Source organism: Variovorax sp. P4_D9 (assembly GCF_056401695.1).
Genome location: NZ_JBFUIU010000001.1, coordinates 33,132 through 46,776, shown reverse-complemented (window position 1 = coordinate 46,776; position 13,645 = coordinate 33,132). Strand labels below are relative to the sequence as shown.

Genomic DNA, 13,645 nt, shown 5'->3' with positions numbered 1-13,645 from the left:
CATGGCCCGGCTCAACCTGCTTCTCCTGCTCGCCGTGCTCGGCTCGGCGGTCTACCTCGTCCACACGCAGTACCTGTCGCGTCAGCTTTTCACCGAGCTGCACCGGATTGAGCTCGAGGCCCGCCGCCTGGAGCTCGACCGCGACCGGCTGCAGGTCGAGAAGCGCGCCCAGGCGACGCCGCTTCGGGTCGAGAAGCTGGCCAAGGAACAGCTCAAGATGCGCACCACCACGCCGGCCATCACGCAGTACGTCCGCGCCGACGGCAGCGTGATCCCGGCCGTGGTGGCGCCGCTGCCCGTCACGCCGGTGGGCCGTCCCGCACCGTCAAAGGGAGCGCACTGATGCCGCGCCGCAGCGTCCAATACACGACCAGCCCTTTGCTCGCGAGCAAGACGCCGCTCTGGCGCAGCAAGTTCATCGTCGCGGCGATCGCCGGCGGCTTCGTGCTGCTTGCGGCCCGCGCGGGCTACGTGCAGGTGCTCGACAACGCCTTTTTCCAGCGCCAGGGCGAGGTCCGCTTCACGCGCACGCTCGAGCTGCCCGCCAACCGCGGCCGCATCCTCGACCGCAACGGACTGCTGCTGGCCTCCAGCGTGGTGGCACCGAGCATCTGGGCGATCCCGGAGGACATCGAGCGCGACGACCCGGAGGTCAAGGCCAAGCTGAAGCAGGTGGCCAAGCTGCTCGAGATGCCGCAGAAGGACTTCGACAAGAAGCTCGAGGACGAGGACAAGACCTTCGTCTGGATCAAGCGCCAGGTCGACGAACCGATCGCCAAGCAGATCGCCGCGCTCAACATCAAGGGCATCTACCAGCGCAAGGAATACAAGCGCCAGTATCCCGAGGGCGAGGCGGCCGCGCACGTGGTCGGCTTCACCAATGTCGAGGACAACGGCCAGGAAGGCATCGAGCTGGCCTTCAACAAGGACCTGGCCGGCAAGACCGGCTCGCGCCGCGTCATCAAGGACCGCCTCGGCCGCGTGGTCGAGGGCGTCGGCGAGCAGGTGCCGCCGGTGGACGGCAAGGACATCCAGCTCAGCGTCGACAGCAAGGTGCAGTTCTTCGCCTACCAGAAGCTGCGCGACGCCGTGACCATGCACAAGGCCAAGGCCGGCAGCGTGGTGGTGCTCGATGCCATCACCGGCGAGGTGCTGGCGCTGGCCAACTACCCGAGCTACGTGCCCGACAAGCGCCAGAACCTGACCGGCGAGCAACTGCGCAACCGCGCCTTGACTGACACCTTCGAGCCCGGCTCGACCATGAAGCCGGTGACGGTCGGCATGGCGCTCGAGGCCGGCCGCGTGAAGCCGCAGACGGTCATCGAGACCGCGCCCGGGCGCATGAGCATCGGCGGCTTCACGATCAGCGACACCCACAACTACGGCGCGCTGACCGTCGAGGGCGTGATCCAGAAGTCGAGCAACATAGGCGCCCTCAAGATCGCGCAGAAGATGACGCCGCGCGAGATGTGGGACACCTACACCGCGCTCGGCTACGGCCAGAAGCCGCAGATCCAGTTCCCCGGTGCGGTCACCGGCCGGCTGCGGCCCTGGAAGTCGTGGAAGCCGGTCGAGCAAGCCACCATGGCCTACGGCTACGGCCTGTCGGCCTCCCTGTTCCAGATGGCGCATTCATACACCGCCTTCGCGCACGACGGCGACATCATTCCGGCGACGATCCTCAAGAGCAGCGAGCCGGCGGTCGGCGTCAAGGTGTTCTCGTCCCAGAACGCGCTGGCGGTGCGCAAGATGCTGCAGATGGCGGCCGGCCCCGGCGGCACCGGGCCGCTGGCGCAGACCATCGGCTACTCGGTGGGCGGCAAGTCCGGCACCGCCCACAAGCAGGTCGGCAGGGGCTATGCGAGCAAGCAGTACCGGTCGTGGTTCACCGGCATGGCGCCGATCGAGAAGCCGCGCATCATCGTCGCGGTGATGATCGACGAGCCCAGCAACGGCCAGTACTTCGGCGGCCTGGTGGCGGCGCCGGTGTTCAGCGAAGTCGTCCAGCAGACCCTGCGCATGATGAACGTGGCGCCCGATCTCGCGGTCAAACCCCTGGTCGTGACCAAGGGCGTGGAAGAGAGCTTCTGATGACCGTGACGACGCTGCACAACCCCGCCGAAGCCGCCGCCTGGCTGCGCTCGCGCCTGCGCGGCGCGCTGCATGCCGACAGCCGCGCGGTGGGTGCGGGCGATGGCTTCATCGCCTGGCCAGGTGCCGCGACCGACGGCCGCCGTTTCGTTGCCGGCGCCCTGGCGCAGGGCGCCTCGGCCTGCCTGGTCGAGCAGGAGGGCAGCGCGGCCTTCGGCTTCGAGGGCGAGGCGATCGCCACTTACGCCGGCCTCAAGGCCGCGACCGGGCCGATCGCGGCCGCCTTCTACGACACGCCCTCGGCCGAGCTCGACCTGATCGCCGTCACTGGCACCAATGGCAAGACCTCGACCGCCTGGTGGCTGGCGCAGGCGTTGTCGTCAGGGTCGACCGTGCGCAAACCCTGTGCGGTGGTCGGCACGCTGGGCATCGGCGTGCCGCCCGAGCTGACCTACACCGGGCTCACGACGCCCGACCCCGTCATGCTGCAGCGCGAACTGCGCGCCTTCGTCAACCGGGGCTTCGGCGCCTGCGCGATCGAGGCCTCGTCGATCGGCATCGCCGAACGCCGGCTCGACGGCTGCCGGATCGCGGTGGCGGTGTTCACCAATTTCACCCAGGACCATCTGGACTACCACGGCAGCATGGAGGCCTACTGGGAAGCCAAGGCCGAACTGTTCCGCTGGCCCGGCCTGCGCGCCGCGGTGGTCAACATCGACGACGTGCACGGCGCGGCCCTGGTCGCCAACCTGATCGAGCACGGTGTCGGCGCGCTCGACGTCTGGACGGTGTCGGCCGAGGGCGCCCCGGCCCGGCTGCGGGCGGACGACATCAGCTACGACGCCCGGGGCCTCAATTTCTCGGTGATCGAGGAGGGCGTGCCGGCGCAGCGCCTCGCGACCTCGCTGATCGGCCAGTACAACGTGGCCAACCTGCTGGGCGTGCTAGGCGCGCTGCGCGCCCTCGGCCTGTCGCTCGAAGCGGCCGTGCAGGCCTGCGCCGGCCTCGAGAGCGTGCCAGGCCGCATGGAGCGGCTGAGCCTGCCCGGCCGGCCGTTGGCGGTGGTCGACTACGCCCATACGCCCGATGCGCTCGACAAGGCGCTGGCCGGCCTGCGGCCGCTGGCGCGGCAGCGCGGCGGCGCCCTGTGGTGCCTGTTCGGCTGCGGCGGCGACCGCGACAGCGCGAAGCGGCCGATGATGGCCGCGGTGGCCGAGTCGCAGGCCGACCGCGTGGTCGTGACCAGCGACAACCCGCGCAGCGAGAAGCCGTCGGCGATCATCAGCCAGATCCTGCTGGGCCTGGCGCGGCCCGAAGCCGCGCAGGTCGAGCCCGACCGTGCGCGGGCGATCGCCGAGACGCTGGCCCAGGCCCGGCCGGAAGACGTGGTGCTGCTCGCCGGCCGCGGCCATGAGGCCTGGCAGGAAATCGCCGGCGAGCGGATCGCGTTCTCGGACCGGAGCCATGCGCTCGATGCGCTGACGGCAAGGAGCGGCACATGACCGACACGATCCCGGCGACGCCCATGATGACCCTTGGACAGGCCTTGGCGTGGATCCCTGGTGCGCGCCTGGTCGGCGACCCCGCGACGCCGATCCAGCGCGTCCACACCGACACCCGCACCCTGGCGGCCGGCGACCTGTTCGTCGCACTGAAGGGTGAGCGCTTCGATGCCAACCAGTTCCTGGCCGATGCCCGGGCCCGCGGCGCCGTCGCCGCGATCGCCCATGCCGGTCTCGAGGCCGCGGGCCTGGCGGGCCTCGAAGTCGCCGACAGCCTGAGCGCGCTCGGTGCGCTGTCGGCAGGCTGGCGCGCCCAGTTCCAGCTGCCGCTAATCGCGGTCACCGGCAGCAACGGCAAGACCACGGTGACGCAGATGATCGCGTCGATCCTGCGCGCCGCCTGCGGCGAGGGCGCGCTGGCCACGGCTGGCAACTTCAACAACGAGATCGGCGTGCCGCTGACCTTGCTGCGCCTGCGTCCCCGGCACCAGCGCTCGGTGGTCGAGCTCGGCATGAACCATCCGGGCGAGATCGAGCGGCTGGCGCGGGTCGCGCAGCCGACCATCGCGCTGGTCAACAACGCGCAGCGCGAGCACCAGGAATTCATGGCCACGGTCGAGGCGGTGGCGCGCGAGAACGGCGCGGTGTTCGAGGCGCTGCCGCCGCAGGGCACCGCGGTCTTCCCCTATGCGGACGAATTCACGCCGCTGTGGAACGAGATCGCGCATCGGGGCGCACCGCGCCGCTGCTTGACCTTCGGCGAGCAGGCCGGTGCCGACATCGCGCTGGCGGCGGCCGACTGGGTCGACGGCGTCTGGCAGGTCGCTGCCCGCACGCCGCTGGGCGATCTGCGCTTCGCGCTCCACATCGCCGGCCGGCACAACGTCGTCAATGCGCTGGCGGCGATCGCCTGCGCGCTCGCCAGCGGCGTCTCGCTGGAACGAATCGCCGACGGCCTGTCGGCCTTCGAGCCGGTCAAGGGCCGTTCCCGGGCGATCGCGCTGCCGCTCGCGGGCCAGCGCTCGATCACGCTGGTCGACGACACCTACAACGCCAATCCCGATTCGATGCTGGCGGCGATCGACGTCCTCGCGGCGCTGCCGGGCCCGCGCCTGCTGGTGATCGGCGACATGGGCGAAGTCGGCGATCAGGGGCCGCAGTTTCATTCCGAGATCGGCGCGCGGGCCCGCGAGCGCGGCATCGAGGCGGTGTTCGCGCTCGGCCGCGAGTCGGCGCACAGCATCGCCGCTTATGGCGGGGCCGGCCCTGCCGGCGAGGGCCGGCATTTCGAAGACATCGATTCGCTCAACGCCGCCGTCCAAGCGCAGTTGCCGCAGGTTGCGAGCGTGCTGGTCAAGGGCTCGCGCTTCATGCAGATGGAGCGCGTGGTCCAGGCCGTCGCCGGCTGGGCCGAATCACGACAACAAGACAAGGAGGCCGGTCATGCCGCATGAGTCGCGCATCGAGGCCTGTTCGCTCATGCATCAAATCCCGACGAGGTTCCGCGCATGCTGATGAGCCTCGCCTTGTGGCTGCAGACCCTGTTGCCGGACTTCGGCTTCCTGCGGGTCTTCCAGTACCTGACTTTCCGCGCGCTGATGGCAGCCCTGACCGCGCTGCTGCTCGGGCTGGCGGCCGGTCCCTACGTAATCCGGCGCCTGACCGCGCTCAAGATCGGCCAGCAGGTGCGCAGCTACGGCATGGAGACGCACCTGACCAAGAGCGGCACGCCGACCATGGGCGGCGTGCTGGTGCTGTTCTCTATCGCTTTCTCGACGCTGCTGTGGTTCGACCTCTCGAACCGCTTCGTCTGGATCGTGCTGTGGGTCACGCTGGGTTTCGGCGCCATCGGCTGGGTCGACGACTGGCGCAAGGTGGTGCGCAAGGACCCCGAGGGCATGCGCTCGCGCGAGAAGTACTTCTGGCAATCGGTGGTCGGGCTGGTGGCCGCCTTCTACCTGCTGTTCAGCATTTCCGAGAGCTCCAACTGGCGCGTGCTCGAACTGTTCTTCACCTGGGTGCGTTCGGGCTTCGACCTCGACTTTCCGCCCAAGATCAATCTGCTGGTGCCCTTCTTCAAGGAGATCAACTACCCGCTCGGCGGCATCGGCTTCGTGATCCTGACCTACCTGGTGATCGTCGGCGCCAGCAACGCGGTGAACCTCACCGACGGCCTCGACGGCCTGGCGATCATGCCGGTGGTGATGGTCGGCTCGGCGCTCGGCGTCTTCGCCTATGTCACGGGCAGCGCGGTGTACTCGCGCTACCTGCTGTTCCCGCACATCCCCGGTTCGGGCGAGCTGCTGGTGTTCTGCTCGGCGATGGCCGGCGCCGGCCTGGCCTTCCTATGGTTCAACACCCATCCGGCGCAGGTCTTCATGGGCGACGTCGGCGCGCTGGCACTCGGCGGTGCGCTGGGCACCATCGCGGTCATCGTGCGGCAGGAGATCGTGTTCTTCATCATGGGGGGCATCTTCGTCGTCGAGGCGATCTCGGTGATGGCGCAGGTCAGTTACTTCAAATACACCAAGAAGCGTTTCGGCGAAGGCCGGCGCGTGCTCAAAATGGCGCCGCTGCACCATCATTTCGAGAAGAGCGGCTGGCGCGAGACGCAGGTCGTGGTCCGCTTCTGGATCATCACGATGCTGCTGTGCCTGGTCGGCCTGTCCACCCTGAAGCTGCGTTGACACCATGCGGCACCTGAAAGATCTCCACGTCCTCGTCCTGGGCCTCGGCGCGTCCGGACTGGCGATGGCACGCTGGTGCGCGCGCCACGGCGCGGTGCTCACCGTGGCCGACACCCGCGAGGCGCCGCCGCAGCTGGCCACGCTGCGCGCCGAACTGCCCGATGCCGTTTTCATCGGCGGACCGCTGTCGGCCGCGCTGGTCGAAGGCGCGCCGGTGCGCGCGGTCTACCGCTCGCCGGGCCTGTCGCCGGCCTCGGTGGCGGTGGTACTCGATGCGGCGCGCGCCATGGGGCTGACGGTCGGTGGCGAGCTGGACCTGTTCGCGCGTGCGCTCGCGGATCTGCGTACGGTCGAAGTGGTCGAAGTGGTCGAAGCCCCCGAGGCCCCCGAGGCTGTGCCCGCTGCCGAAACCGCCGTGCCGGAGGTGCCGGAGCCGGAGCCGCTTTCCGCCCCGGAAGCGGATCTCCATGACCCCGATTTCGAACCGCAGGCGCCGGCCGCCGACGCGCCCGAGTTCGAGTCGGCCCGCCCGGCCGAGGCGATCGCCGCCGCGCTGCCCGATGAGGACGACGATTCCTTCTCCCCGCTGCCGGAAGTCGTGCTGCCGCCGCCGGTGCCGCAGGGCTACATGCCGGCCGTGCTGGCGATCACCGGCACCAACGGCAAGACCACCGTCACCGCGCTGACCGGCCAACTGGTCGAGCGCGCCGGCAAGTCGGTCGCCGTGGCCGGCAACATCGGCCCGACGCTGCTCGACACGCTCTCGGCCCGCATGGATGCCGACGACCTGCCCGAAGTCTGGGTGCTCGAGCTGTCGAGTTTCCAGCTCGACGGCGTCCAGGGCTTCGAGCCGACTGCCGCCACTGTGCTGAACCTGTCGCAAGACCACCTCGACTGGCATGGCGACATGGCGGCCTATGCGGCGGCCAAGGCACGCGTCTTCGGGAGCAAGGGCGTGATGGTGCTCAACCGCGAGGATCCGGCCGTCATGGCGATGCGGCCGGCGCCGGTGAAACTGGCCCGTGGCCAGGTGGCGCGCAGCGTCATCACCTTCGGCGCGGCGATGCCGCTGCGGCCGGGCGACTACGGCATCGAGCGTCTCAACGGCATGGCCTGGCTGGTGCGTGCGCTGGAGGCCGACGAGACGCAGAAGCGCAAGCGCGGCGCCGCGGTGGAAGAGGAAGAAATCTTTATCCAGCGCCTGATGCCCGCGGACGCCCTTCGCATCCGCGGCCGCCACAACGCGCTCAACGCGCTGGCCGCGCTGGCATTGGCCACCGCGGCCGGCTGCCAGCTGGCGCCGATGCTCTACGGCCTGCGCGAGTATCGCGGCGAGCCGCACCGGGTCGAGCCGGTCGCGATCGTCGGCGAGGTCGAGTACTTCGACGACAGCAAGGGGACCAATGTCGGCGCCACGGTCGCGGCCCTGGTCGGTCTCGGCGAGGAGCGCCGGCTGGTCGTGATCCTCGGCGGCGAGGGCAAGGGCCAGGACTTCGGGCCGCTGGCCGCGCCGGTCGCGCAGTACGCACGCGCCGTGGTCCTGATCGGCCGCGACGCCCCGCTGATCGAGGCCGCGCTCGCCGGCACCGGCATCGCGCTGCTGCATGCGCCCTCGCTGCCCGAGGCGGTGACGCTGGCGGCCGGCCGTGCCCATCCGGGCGACGCGGTGCTGCTGTCGCCGGCCTGCGCCAGCTTCGACATGTTCCGCGATTACGCGCACCGGGCCCAGGTGTTCTGCGACGCCGTGGAAGCGCTCGCCGACCTGCCGGCCCACCCCGTGGAGGATGCGGGATGAACACCGCGAGCGCCGCCACGCCCGAGAAATCCGGCCGCTTCAGCGGCTGGTTCAGCCGTGCCAAGAGCGGCATCGATGCGCTGCCGATGCACCTGCCGGTGCGGCTCGGCAACGCCGGCATGACCCAGACCAACGCGGCGCCGGTGCGCGTGCTCGGATTCGACCAGGCGCTGGTCTGGGTCACCGTGGCCCTGCTGGCCTGGGGGCTGGTGATGGTCTATTCGGCCTCGATCGCGCTGTCCGACAGTCCGCGCTTCGCGCGCGCCGGCTACACGCCGACCTTCTTCCTCACGCGCCATGCGGCCTCGCTGGTGATCGCCGCGATCGCCGGCCTGCTGGCCTTCCAGGTGCCGATGAAGACCTGGGAGCGCGCCGCGCCCTGGCTCTTCGTTGCCTCGCTGCTGCTGCTGGTGGCGGTGCTGATCCCGCACATCGGCATCAATGTCAACGGTGCACGGCGCTGGCTGCCGCTGGGCTTCATGCGCTTCCAGCCCTCGGAGCTCGCCAAGCTCGCGATGGTGCTCTACGCGGCCAGCTACATGGTGCGCAAGATGGAGATCAAGGAGCGCTTCTTCCGCGCCGTGCTGCCGATGGGCGTCGCGGTGGTGGTGGTCGGCATGCTGGTGATGGCCGAGCCGGACATGGGCGCCTTCATGGTGATCGCCGTGATCGCGATGGGCATCCTGTTCCTGGGCGGGGTCAACGCGCGCATGTTCTTCGTCATCGCCGCGCTGGTGGTGGTGGCCTTCGGCACCATCGTGGCGACCAGCCCCTGGCGCCGCGAGCGCATCTTCGCCTACCTCGACCCATGGAGCGAGGAGCACGCGCTCGGCAAGGGCTACCAGCTCTCGCATTCGCTGATCGCGATCGGCCGCGGCGAAGTCTTCGGCGTCGGCCTCGGCGGCAGCGTCGAGAAGCTGCACTGGCTGCCCGAGGCCCACACCGACTTCCTGCTGGCCGTGATCGGCGAGGAGTTCGGTCTGGTTGGCGTGCTGTTCGCGATCGGCCTGTTCCTCTGGCTGACGCGCCGGATCATGCACATCGGCCGCCAGGCGATCGCCCTTGATCGCGTGTTCGCGGGGCTGGTGGCGCAGGGCATCGGCATCTGGATCGGCTTCCAGGCCTTCATTAACATGGGCGTGAACCTGGGCGCACTGCCGACCAAGGGCCTGACCCTGCCGCTGATGAGCTTCGGCGGCTCGGCGATCCTGCTGAACGTGGTGGCGCTGGCCGTGGTGCTGCGAATCGACTACGAGAACAGAGTGCTGATGCGCGGAGGCCGTGTATGAGTCGTACGGCACTGGTCATGGCAGGCGGCACGGGAGGTCACATCTTCCCGGGTCTGGCCGTGGCCGAGGCCCTGCGCGAGCGCGGCTGGCGCGTCCACTGGCTCGGCGCCCCGGGCAGCATGGAAGAGAAGCTGGTGCCGCCGCGCGGCTTCGCCTTCGAGCCGGTGCAGTTCGGCGGCGTGCGCGGCAAGGGGCCGCTGACGCTGGCCCTGCTGCCGATGCGCCTCTTGCGCGCCTTCGTGCAGAGCATTGCCGTGGTGCGCCGCGTGCGCCCCGACGTCGTTGTCGGCCTCGGCGGCTACATCACCTTCCCGGGCGGCATGATGAGCGTGCTGCTCGGCAAGCCGCTGGTGCTGCACGAGCAGAACTCGGTCGCCGGTCTCGCCAACAAGATACTCGCGGGCGTGGCCGACCGGGTCTTCACCGCCTTCCCGAACGTGCTCAAGAAGGCGCAGTGGGTCGGCAATCCGCTGCGCGCCGCCTTCCTGTCGCAGCGCGACCCGCCCAGCCGCTTCGCCGGCCGGGCCGGCCCGCTCAAGCTGCTGGTGGTCGGCGGCAGCCTCGGCGCCCGCGCGCTCAACGCCGTGGTGCCGAAGGCGCTGGCGCTGATCGCTCCGGCCGAGCGGCCGCAGGTCACGCACCAGAGCGGCGCCAAGCAGATCGACGAACTGCGCGGCAACTATGCCGCCGCCGGCGTCGACGGCGAGCTCACGCCTTTCATCGAGGACACGGCGCAGGCCTATGCCGAGGCCGATCTGATCGTCGCCCGCGCCGGCGCCAGCACCGTCACCGAAATCGCGGCCGTCGGCGCAGCAGCGCTGTTCGTGCCTTTTCCTTCCGCCGTGGACGATCACCAGACCACCAATGCCCGCTTCCTCGTCGACGCGGGCGGCGGCTGGCTCGTTCAACAAACTGAACTGACACCCGAATTGCTGGCCGACTTGCTTAAGAACACCGGGCGCGCTGCGCTCCTTGAACGCGCCGTGAAGGCGAAGACGATGCAGAAAACCGAAGCGGTCGACCAAGTCGTTCGCGCCTGCGAGGAGCTTGCCAAATGAAGCACGCGATTCGTCACATCCACTTCGTCGGCATCGGCGGCTCGGGCATGAGCGGCATCGCCGAAGTGCTGCTCAACCTGGGCTACAAGATCTCCGGCTCCGACCTGTCCGACAGCGCGACCCTCAAGCGCCTGGCCAGCCTCGGCATCGCGACCTTCGTCGGCCATGACGCCGCGAACATCGCGGGCGCCGATGCGGTCGTCACCTCGACCGCGGTCAACGCCGAGAACCCCGAAGTGGTGGCGGCGCGCGAGAAGCGCATCCCGGTGGTGCCGCGCGCCATGATGCTGGCCGAGCTGATGCGGCTCAAGCAGGGCGTCGCGATCGCCGGCACCCACGGCAAGACCACCACCACCAGCCTGGTGGCCAGTGTGCTGGCGGCCGCCGGGCTCGATCCGACCTTCGTCATCGGCGGCCGGCTCAACAGCGCCGGCGCCAATGCGCAGCTCGGCAGCGGCGACTACATCGTGGTCGAAGCCGACGAGTCCGATGCCTCGTTCCTGAACCTGCTGCCGGTGATGGCGGTGGTCACGAACATCGATGCCGACCACATGGAGACCTACGGGCACGACTTCGCGAGGCTCAAGAAGGCCTTCGTCGATTTCCTGCATCGAATGCCCTTCTATGGCGTCGCGATTCTCTGCATCGACGACCCGGCCGTGCGCGAGATCGTGACGGCGGTGTCCTGCCCGGTGACCAGCTACGGCTTCGACGAGGACGCCCAAGTGCGCGCGGTCAACGTGCGCGCGGTGGGCTCGCAGATGCACTTCACGGCCCAGCGCCGCAACGGCGTGACGCTGCCCGACCTCGATATCGTGCTGAACCTGCCGGGCGAGCACAACGTGCGCAATGCGCTCGCGGTGATCGCGGTGGCGGTGGAGCTCAACGTGCCCGACGAAGCGGTGCAGCGCGGCCTGGCCGACTTCAAGGGCGTGGGCCGGCGCTTCCAGCGCTATGGCGAGGTCCCGCTCTCCGGCGCCCGCACGGGCCGTTTCACGCTGATCGACGACTACGGCCACCACCCGGTCGAAATGGCGGCGACCATCGCTGCCGCACGCGGCGCCTTTCCGGGCCGGCGCCTGGTGCTGGCCTTCCAGCCGCATCGCTTCACGCGCACCCGCGACTGCTTCGAGGACTTCGTCAAGGTGATCGGCCAGGCCGATGCGGTGCTGCTGGGCGAGGTCTACGCAGCCGGCGAGGCGCCGATCGTGGCGGCCGATGGCCGCTCGCTGGCGCGCGCGTTGCGCGTCGCGGGCAAGGTTGAGCCGGTGTTCGTCGACGAGATCGCGGCCATGCCGCAGGCGATCCTGGACAACGCGCGCGAGGGCGACGTCGTGATCTGCATGGGCGCCGGTTCGATCGGCGCGGTACCGGCCAAGGTGGTCGAGATCGGCGCGCTGGCGCCGCAGAAATCAGAGCGCTTCACGCGCGAAGGGAGGGCGCTGTGAGCGTCGTCGATCCAAAGGCCTTCGGCAAGGTCGCGGTGCTGTTCGGTGGCAGTTCGGCCGAGCGCGAGATTTCGATCATGTCGGGCACCGGCGTACTCGAGGCGCTGCGCGCGCGCGGCGTCGACGCGCATGCCTTCGACCCGGCCGAGCGCGATTTGGCCGAACTCAAGCGCGAAGGCTTCGCGCGCTGCTTCGTCGCGCTGCACGGCCGCCACGGCGAGGACGGCACGGTGCAGGGCGCGCTCGAACTGCTCGGCCTTCCCTACACCGGCTCGGGCGTGATGGCCTCGAGCGTGGCGATGGACAAGGTCATGACCAAGCGCATCTGRCATGCCGACGGCCTGCCGACGCCACGCTACGTGCGCCTGGCCTTCGACCAGCAGAGCCGCGAGCAGATCAACGCCGTGCCCGACGTGCTGGGCCTGCCGCTGATCGTCAAGCCGCCGCGCGAGGGTTCCTCCATCGGCGTCACCAAGGTGCAGGGCTACTCGCAGATGCAGGATGCGGTCGCCCTTGCGGTGCGCTACGACGCCGACGTGCTGTGCGAGGAGTTCATCGAGGGCGAGGAAGTGACCTGTGCCGTGCTCGGCAGCGGCCTCGACGCCGTGGCGCTGCCGGTGGTGCGCATCGCCGCCCCCGAGGGCGCCTACGACTACCAGAACAAGTACTTCACCGATGAGGTCAAGTACCACTGTCCGAGCGGTCTGCCCGAAGCCGAGGAACACGAGATCCGCCGCATCGCGGTGGCCGCCTACCACCAGCTCGGCTGCCGCGGCTGGGGCCGCGCCGACCTGATGATCCGGGCCAGCGACCGCAAGCCCTTCCTGCTCGAGATGAACACCTCGCCGGGCATGACCAGCCACTCGCTCGTGCCGATGTCGGCCCGCGCCGCAGGCATCGCCTACGAGGACCTGTGCCTGCGCGTGCTGGCCACGGCCACGCTGGATTCGGGCCTGCCTGGAGGCGCCGCCTGGCCATGACACGCAGCATCCCCGTGCCCTTCGACGTCAAGCTCATGAACGTGCTCGCGACCCTCGTGTTCGTGATGTTCGCGGCCATGCTGCTGGCGGCGGGCGCCTGGTGGGTGCTGCGTCAACCGTTCTTCCCGCTGGCCGGCATCAAGGTCGACGGCGAGGTCACGCACAACAACGCGGTCACCTTGCGCGCCAACGTCGCGCCGCAGCTGGCGGGCAACTTCTTCACGGTCGACCTGGCGCACGCGCGCACTGCGTTCGAGTCGGTGCCCTGGGTCCGCAAGGCGGTGGTGCGGCGCGAGTTCCCGAACAAGCTGCGCGCCACGCTGACCGAGCATGTGCCTGTCGCGCATTGGGGCGACGAGGCCGGCTCGAAGCTGATCAACGGCTTCGGCGAGGTATTCGAGGCCAACGTGGCCGAGGTCGACGACGACCTGCCGCGGCTCGACGGTCCTGCCGAGCAGGCCGGCCAGGTGCTGGGCATGTTCCGCGTGCTGGCGCCGCTGTTCCAGCCCTACGACCTCGCCATCGACCAGCTCACGCTGACCAGCCGCGGCAGCTGGCGCGTGCTGCTCGACACCGGGGCCGTGATCGAGCTCGGTCGCGGCCAGGGCGAGGAGGTGGTGGCACGCACGCAGCGCTTCCTGCGCACCGTGACGCCGGTGGCGGGCCAGTACGGGCGTACGGTGGCGGCGGTCGAGGGGGCCGACCTGCGACACAACGAGGGCTACGCGCTGCGCTTGCGTGGCGTGACGACGGTCGTTGCCGACCCGAAGAAAAAGTAGAGAGAGCGAACAGAGG

General features: G+C 69.7%; 11 protein-coding genes. All 11 read left to right on the top strand.

Going from position 1 to position 13,645, the window contains the following annotated elements; all coding sequences use genetic code 11:
• Nucleotide 1: 1 nt before the first annotated feature.
• From ftsL to AC1DY5_RS00170, 11 genes are read left to right on the top strand one after another with little or no spacing between them, the layout of a single operon-like run.
• Nucleotides 2-343: a cell division protein FtsL gene (gene ftsL, locus AC1DY5_RS00220; protein WP_478107185.1), complete on the top strand. Its 342-nt coding sequence runs from the start codon at nt 2-4 to the stop codon at nt 341-343.
• Nucleotides 343-2,091, top strand: coding sequence for a peptidoglycan D,D-transpeptidase FtsI family protein (locus AC1DY5_RS00215; RefSeq protein WP_478107182.1), 1,749 nt, complete (start codon nt 343-345; stop codon nt 2,089-2,091). Before ftsL ends, AC1DY5_RS00215 begins: the two co-directional genes overlap by 1 nt.
• Complete coding sequence (locus AC1DY5_RS00210) at nt 2,091-3,593, top strand: UDP-N-acetylmuramoyl-L-alanyl-D-glutamate--2,6-diaminopimelate ligase (RefSeq protein WP_478107180.1); 1,503 nt, start codon at nt 2,091-2,093, stop codon at nt 3,591-3,593. Before AC1DY5_RS00215 ends, AC1DY5_RS00210 begins: the two co-directional genes overlap by 1 nt.
• Nucleotides 3,590-5,047, top strand: a complete 1,458-nt coding sequence (locus AC1DY5_RS00205) for a UDP-N-acetylmuramoyl-tripeptide--D-alanyl-D-alanine ligase (RefSeq protein ID WP_478107178.1) — start codon at nt 3,590-3,592, stop codon at nt 5,045-5,047. Before AC1DY5_RS00210 ends, AC1DY5_RS00205 begins: the two co-directional genes overlap by 4 nt.
• Nucleotides 5,048-5,101: 54 nt before the next feature.
• The gene (mraY, locus tag AC1DY5_RS00200) at nt 5,102-6,280 is read left to right on the top strand and encodes a phospho-N-acetylmuramoyl-pentapeptide-transferase (protein WP_478107176.1); all 1,179 of its coding nucleotides are present in this window, start codon (nt 5,102-5,104) and stop codon (nt 6,278-6,280) included.
• A gap of 4 nt (nt 6,281-6,284) precedes the next feature.
• Nucleotides 6,285-8,075: a UDP-N-acetylmuramoyl-L-alanine--D-glutamate ligase gene (murD, locus tag AC1DY5_RS00195; protein WP_478107174.1), complete on the top strand. Its 1,791-nt coding sequence runs from the start codon at nt 6,285-6,287 to the stop codon at nt 8,073-8,075.
• A complete protein-coding gene (gene ftsW / locus AC1DY5_RS00190) occupies nt 8,072-9,364 on the top strand; it encodes a putative lipid II flippase FtsW (protein WP_478107172.1) in 1,293 nt (430 codons plus the stop codon). Before murD ends, ftsW begins: the two co-directional genes overlap by 4 nt.
• Nucleotides 9,361-10,422, top strand: a complete 1,062-nt coding sequence (gene murG, locus AC1DY5_RS00185; protein ID WP_478107170.1) for an undecaprenyldiphospho-muramoylpentapeptide beta-N-acetylglucosaminyltransferase — start codon at nt 9,361-9,363, stop codon at nt 10,420-10,422. Before ftsW ends, murG begins: the two co-directional genes overlap by 4 nt.
• Complete coding sequence (gene murC, locus AC1DY5_RS00180; protein WP_478107168.1) at nt 10,419-11,870, top strand: UDP-N-acetylmuramate--L-alanine ligase; 1,452 nt, start codon at nt 10,419-10,421, stop codon at nt 11,868-11,870. The genes murG and murC overlap by 4 nt, the downstream gene beginning before the upstream one ends.
• Nucleotides 11,867-12,850: a D-alanine--D-alanine ligase gene (locus AC1DY5_RS00175; protein WP_478107166.1), complete on the top strand. Its 984-nt coding sequence runs from the start codon at nt 11,867-11,869 to the stop codon at nt 12,848-12,850. The genes murC and AC1DY5_RS00175 overlap by 4 nt, the downstream gene beginning before the upstream one ends.
• Nucleotides 12,847-13,629 (top strand): cell division protein FtsQ/DivIB, encoded by a 783-nt coding sequence (locus tag AC1DY5_RS00170; protein ID WP_478107164.1) that lies wholly within the window; start codon nt 12,847-12,849, stop codon nt 13,627-13,629. Before AC1DY5_RS00175 ends, AC1DY5_RS00170 begins: the two co-directional genes overlap by 4 nt.
• The last annotated feature ends 16 nt before the right edge of the window (nt 13,630-13,645 follow it).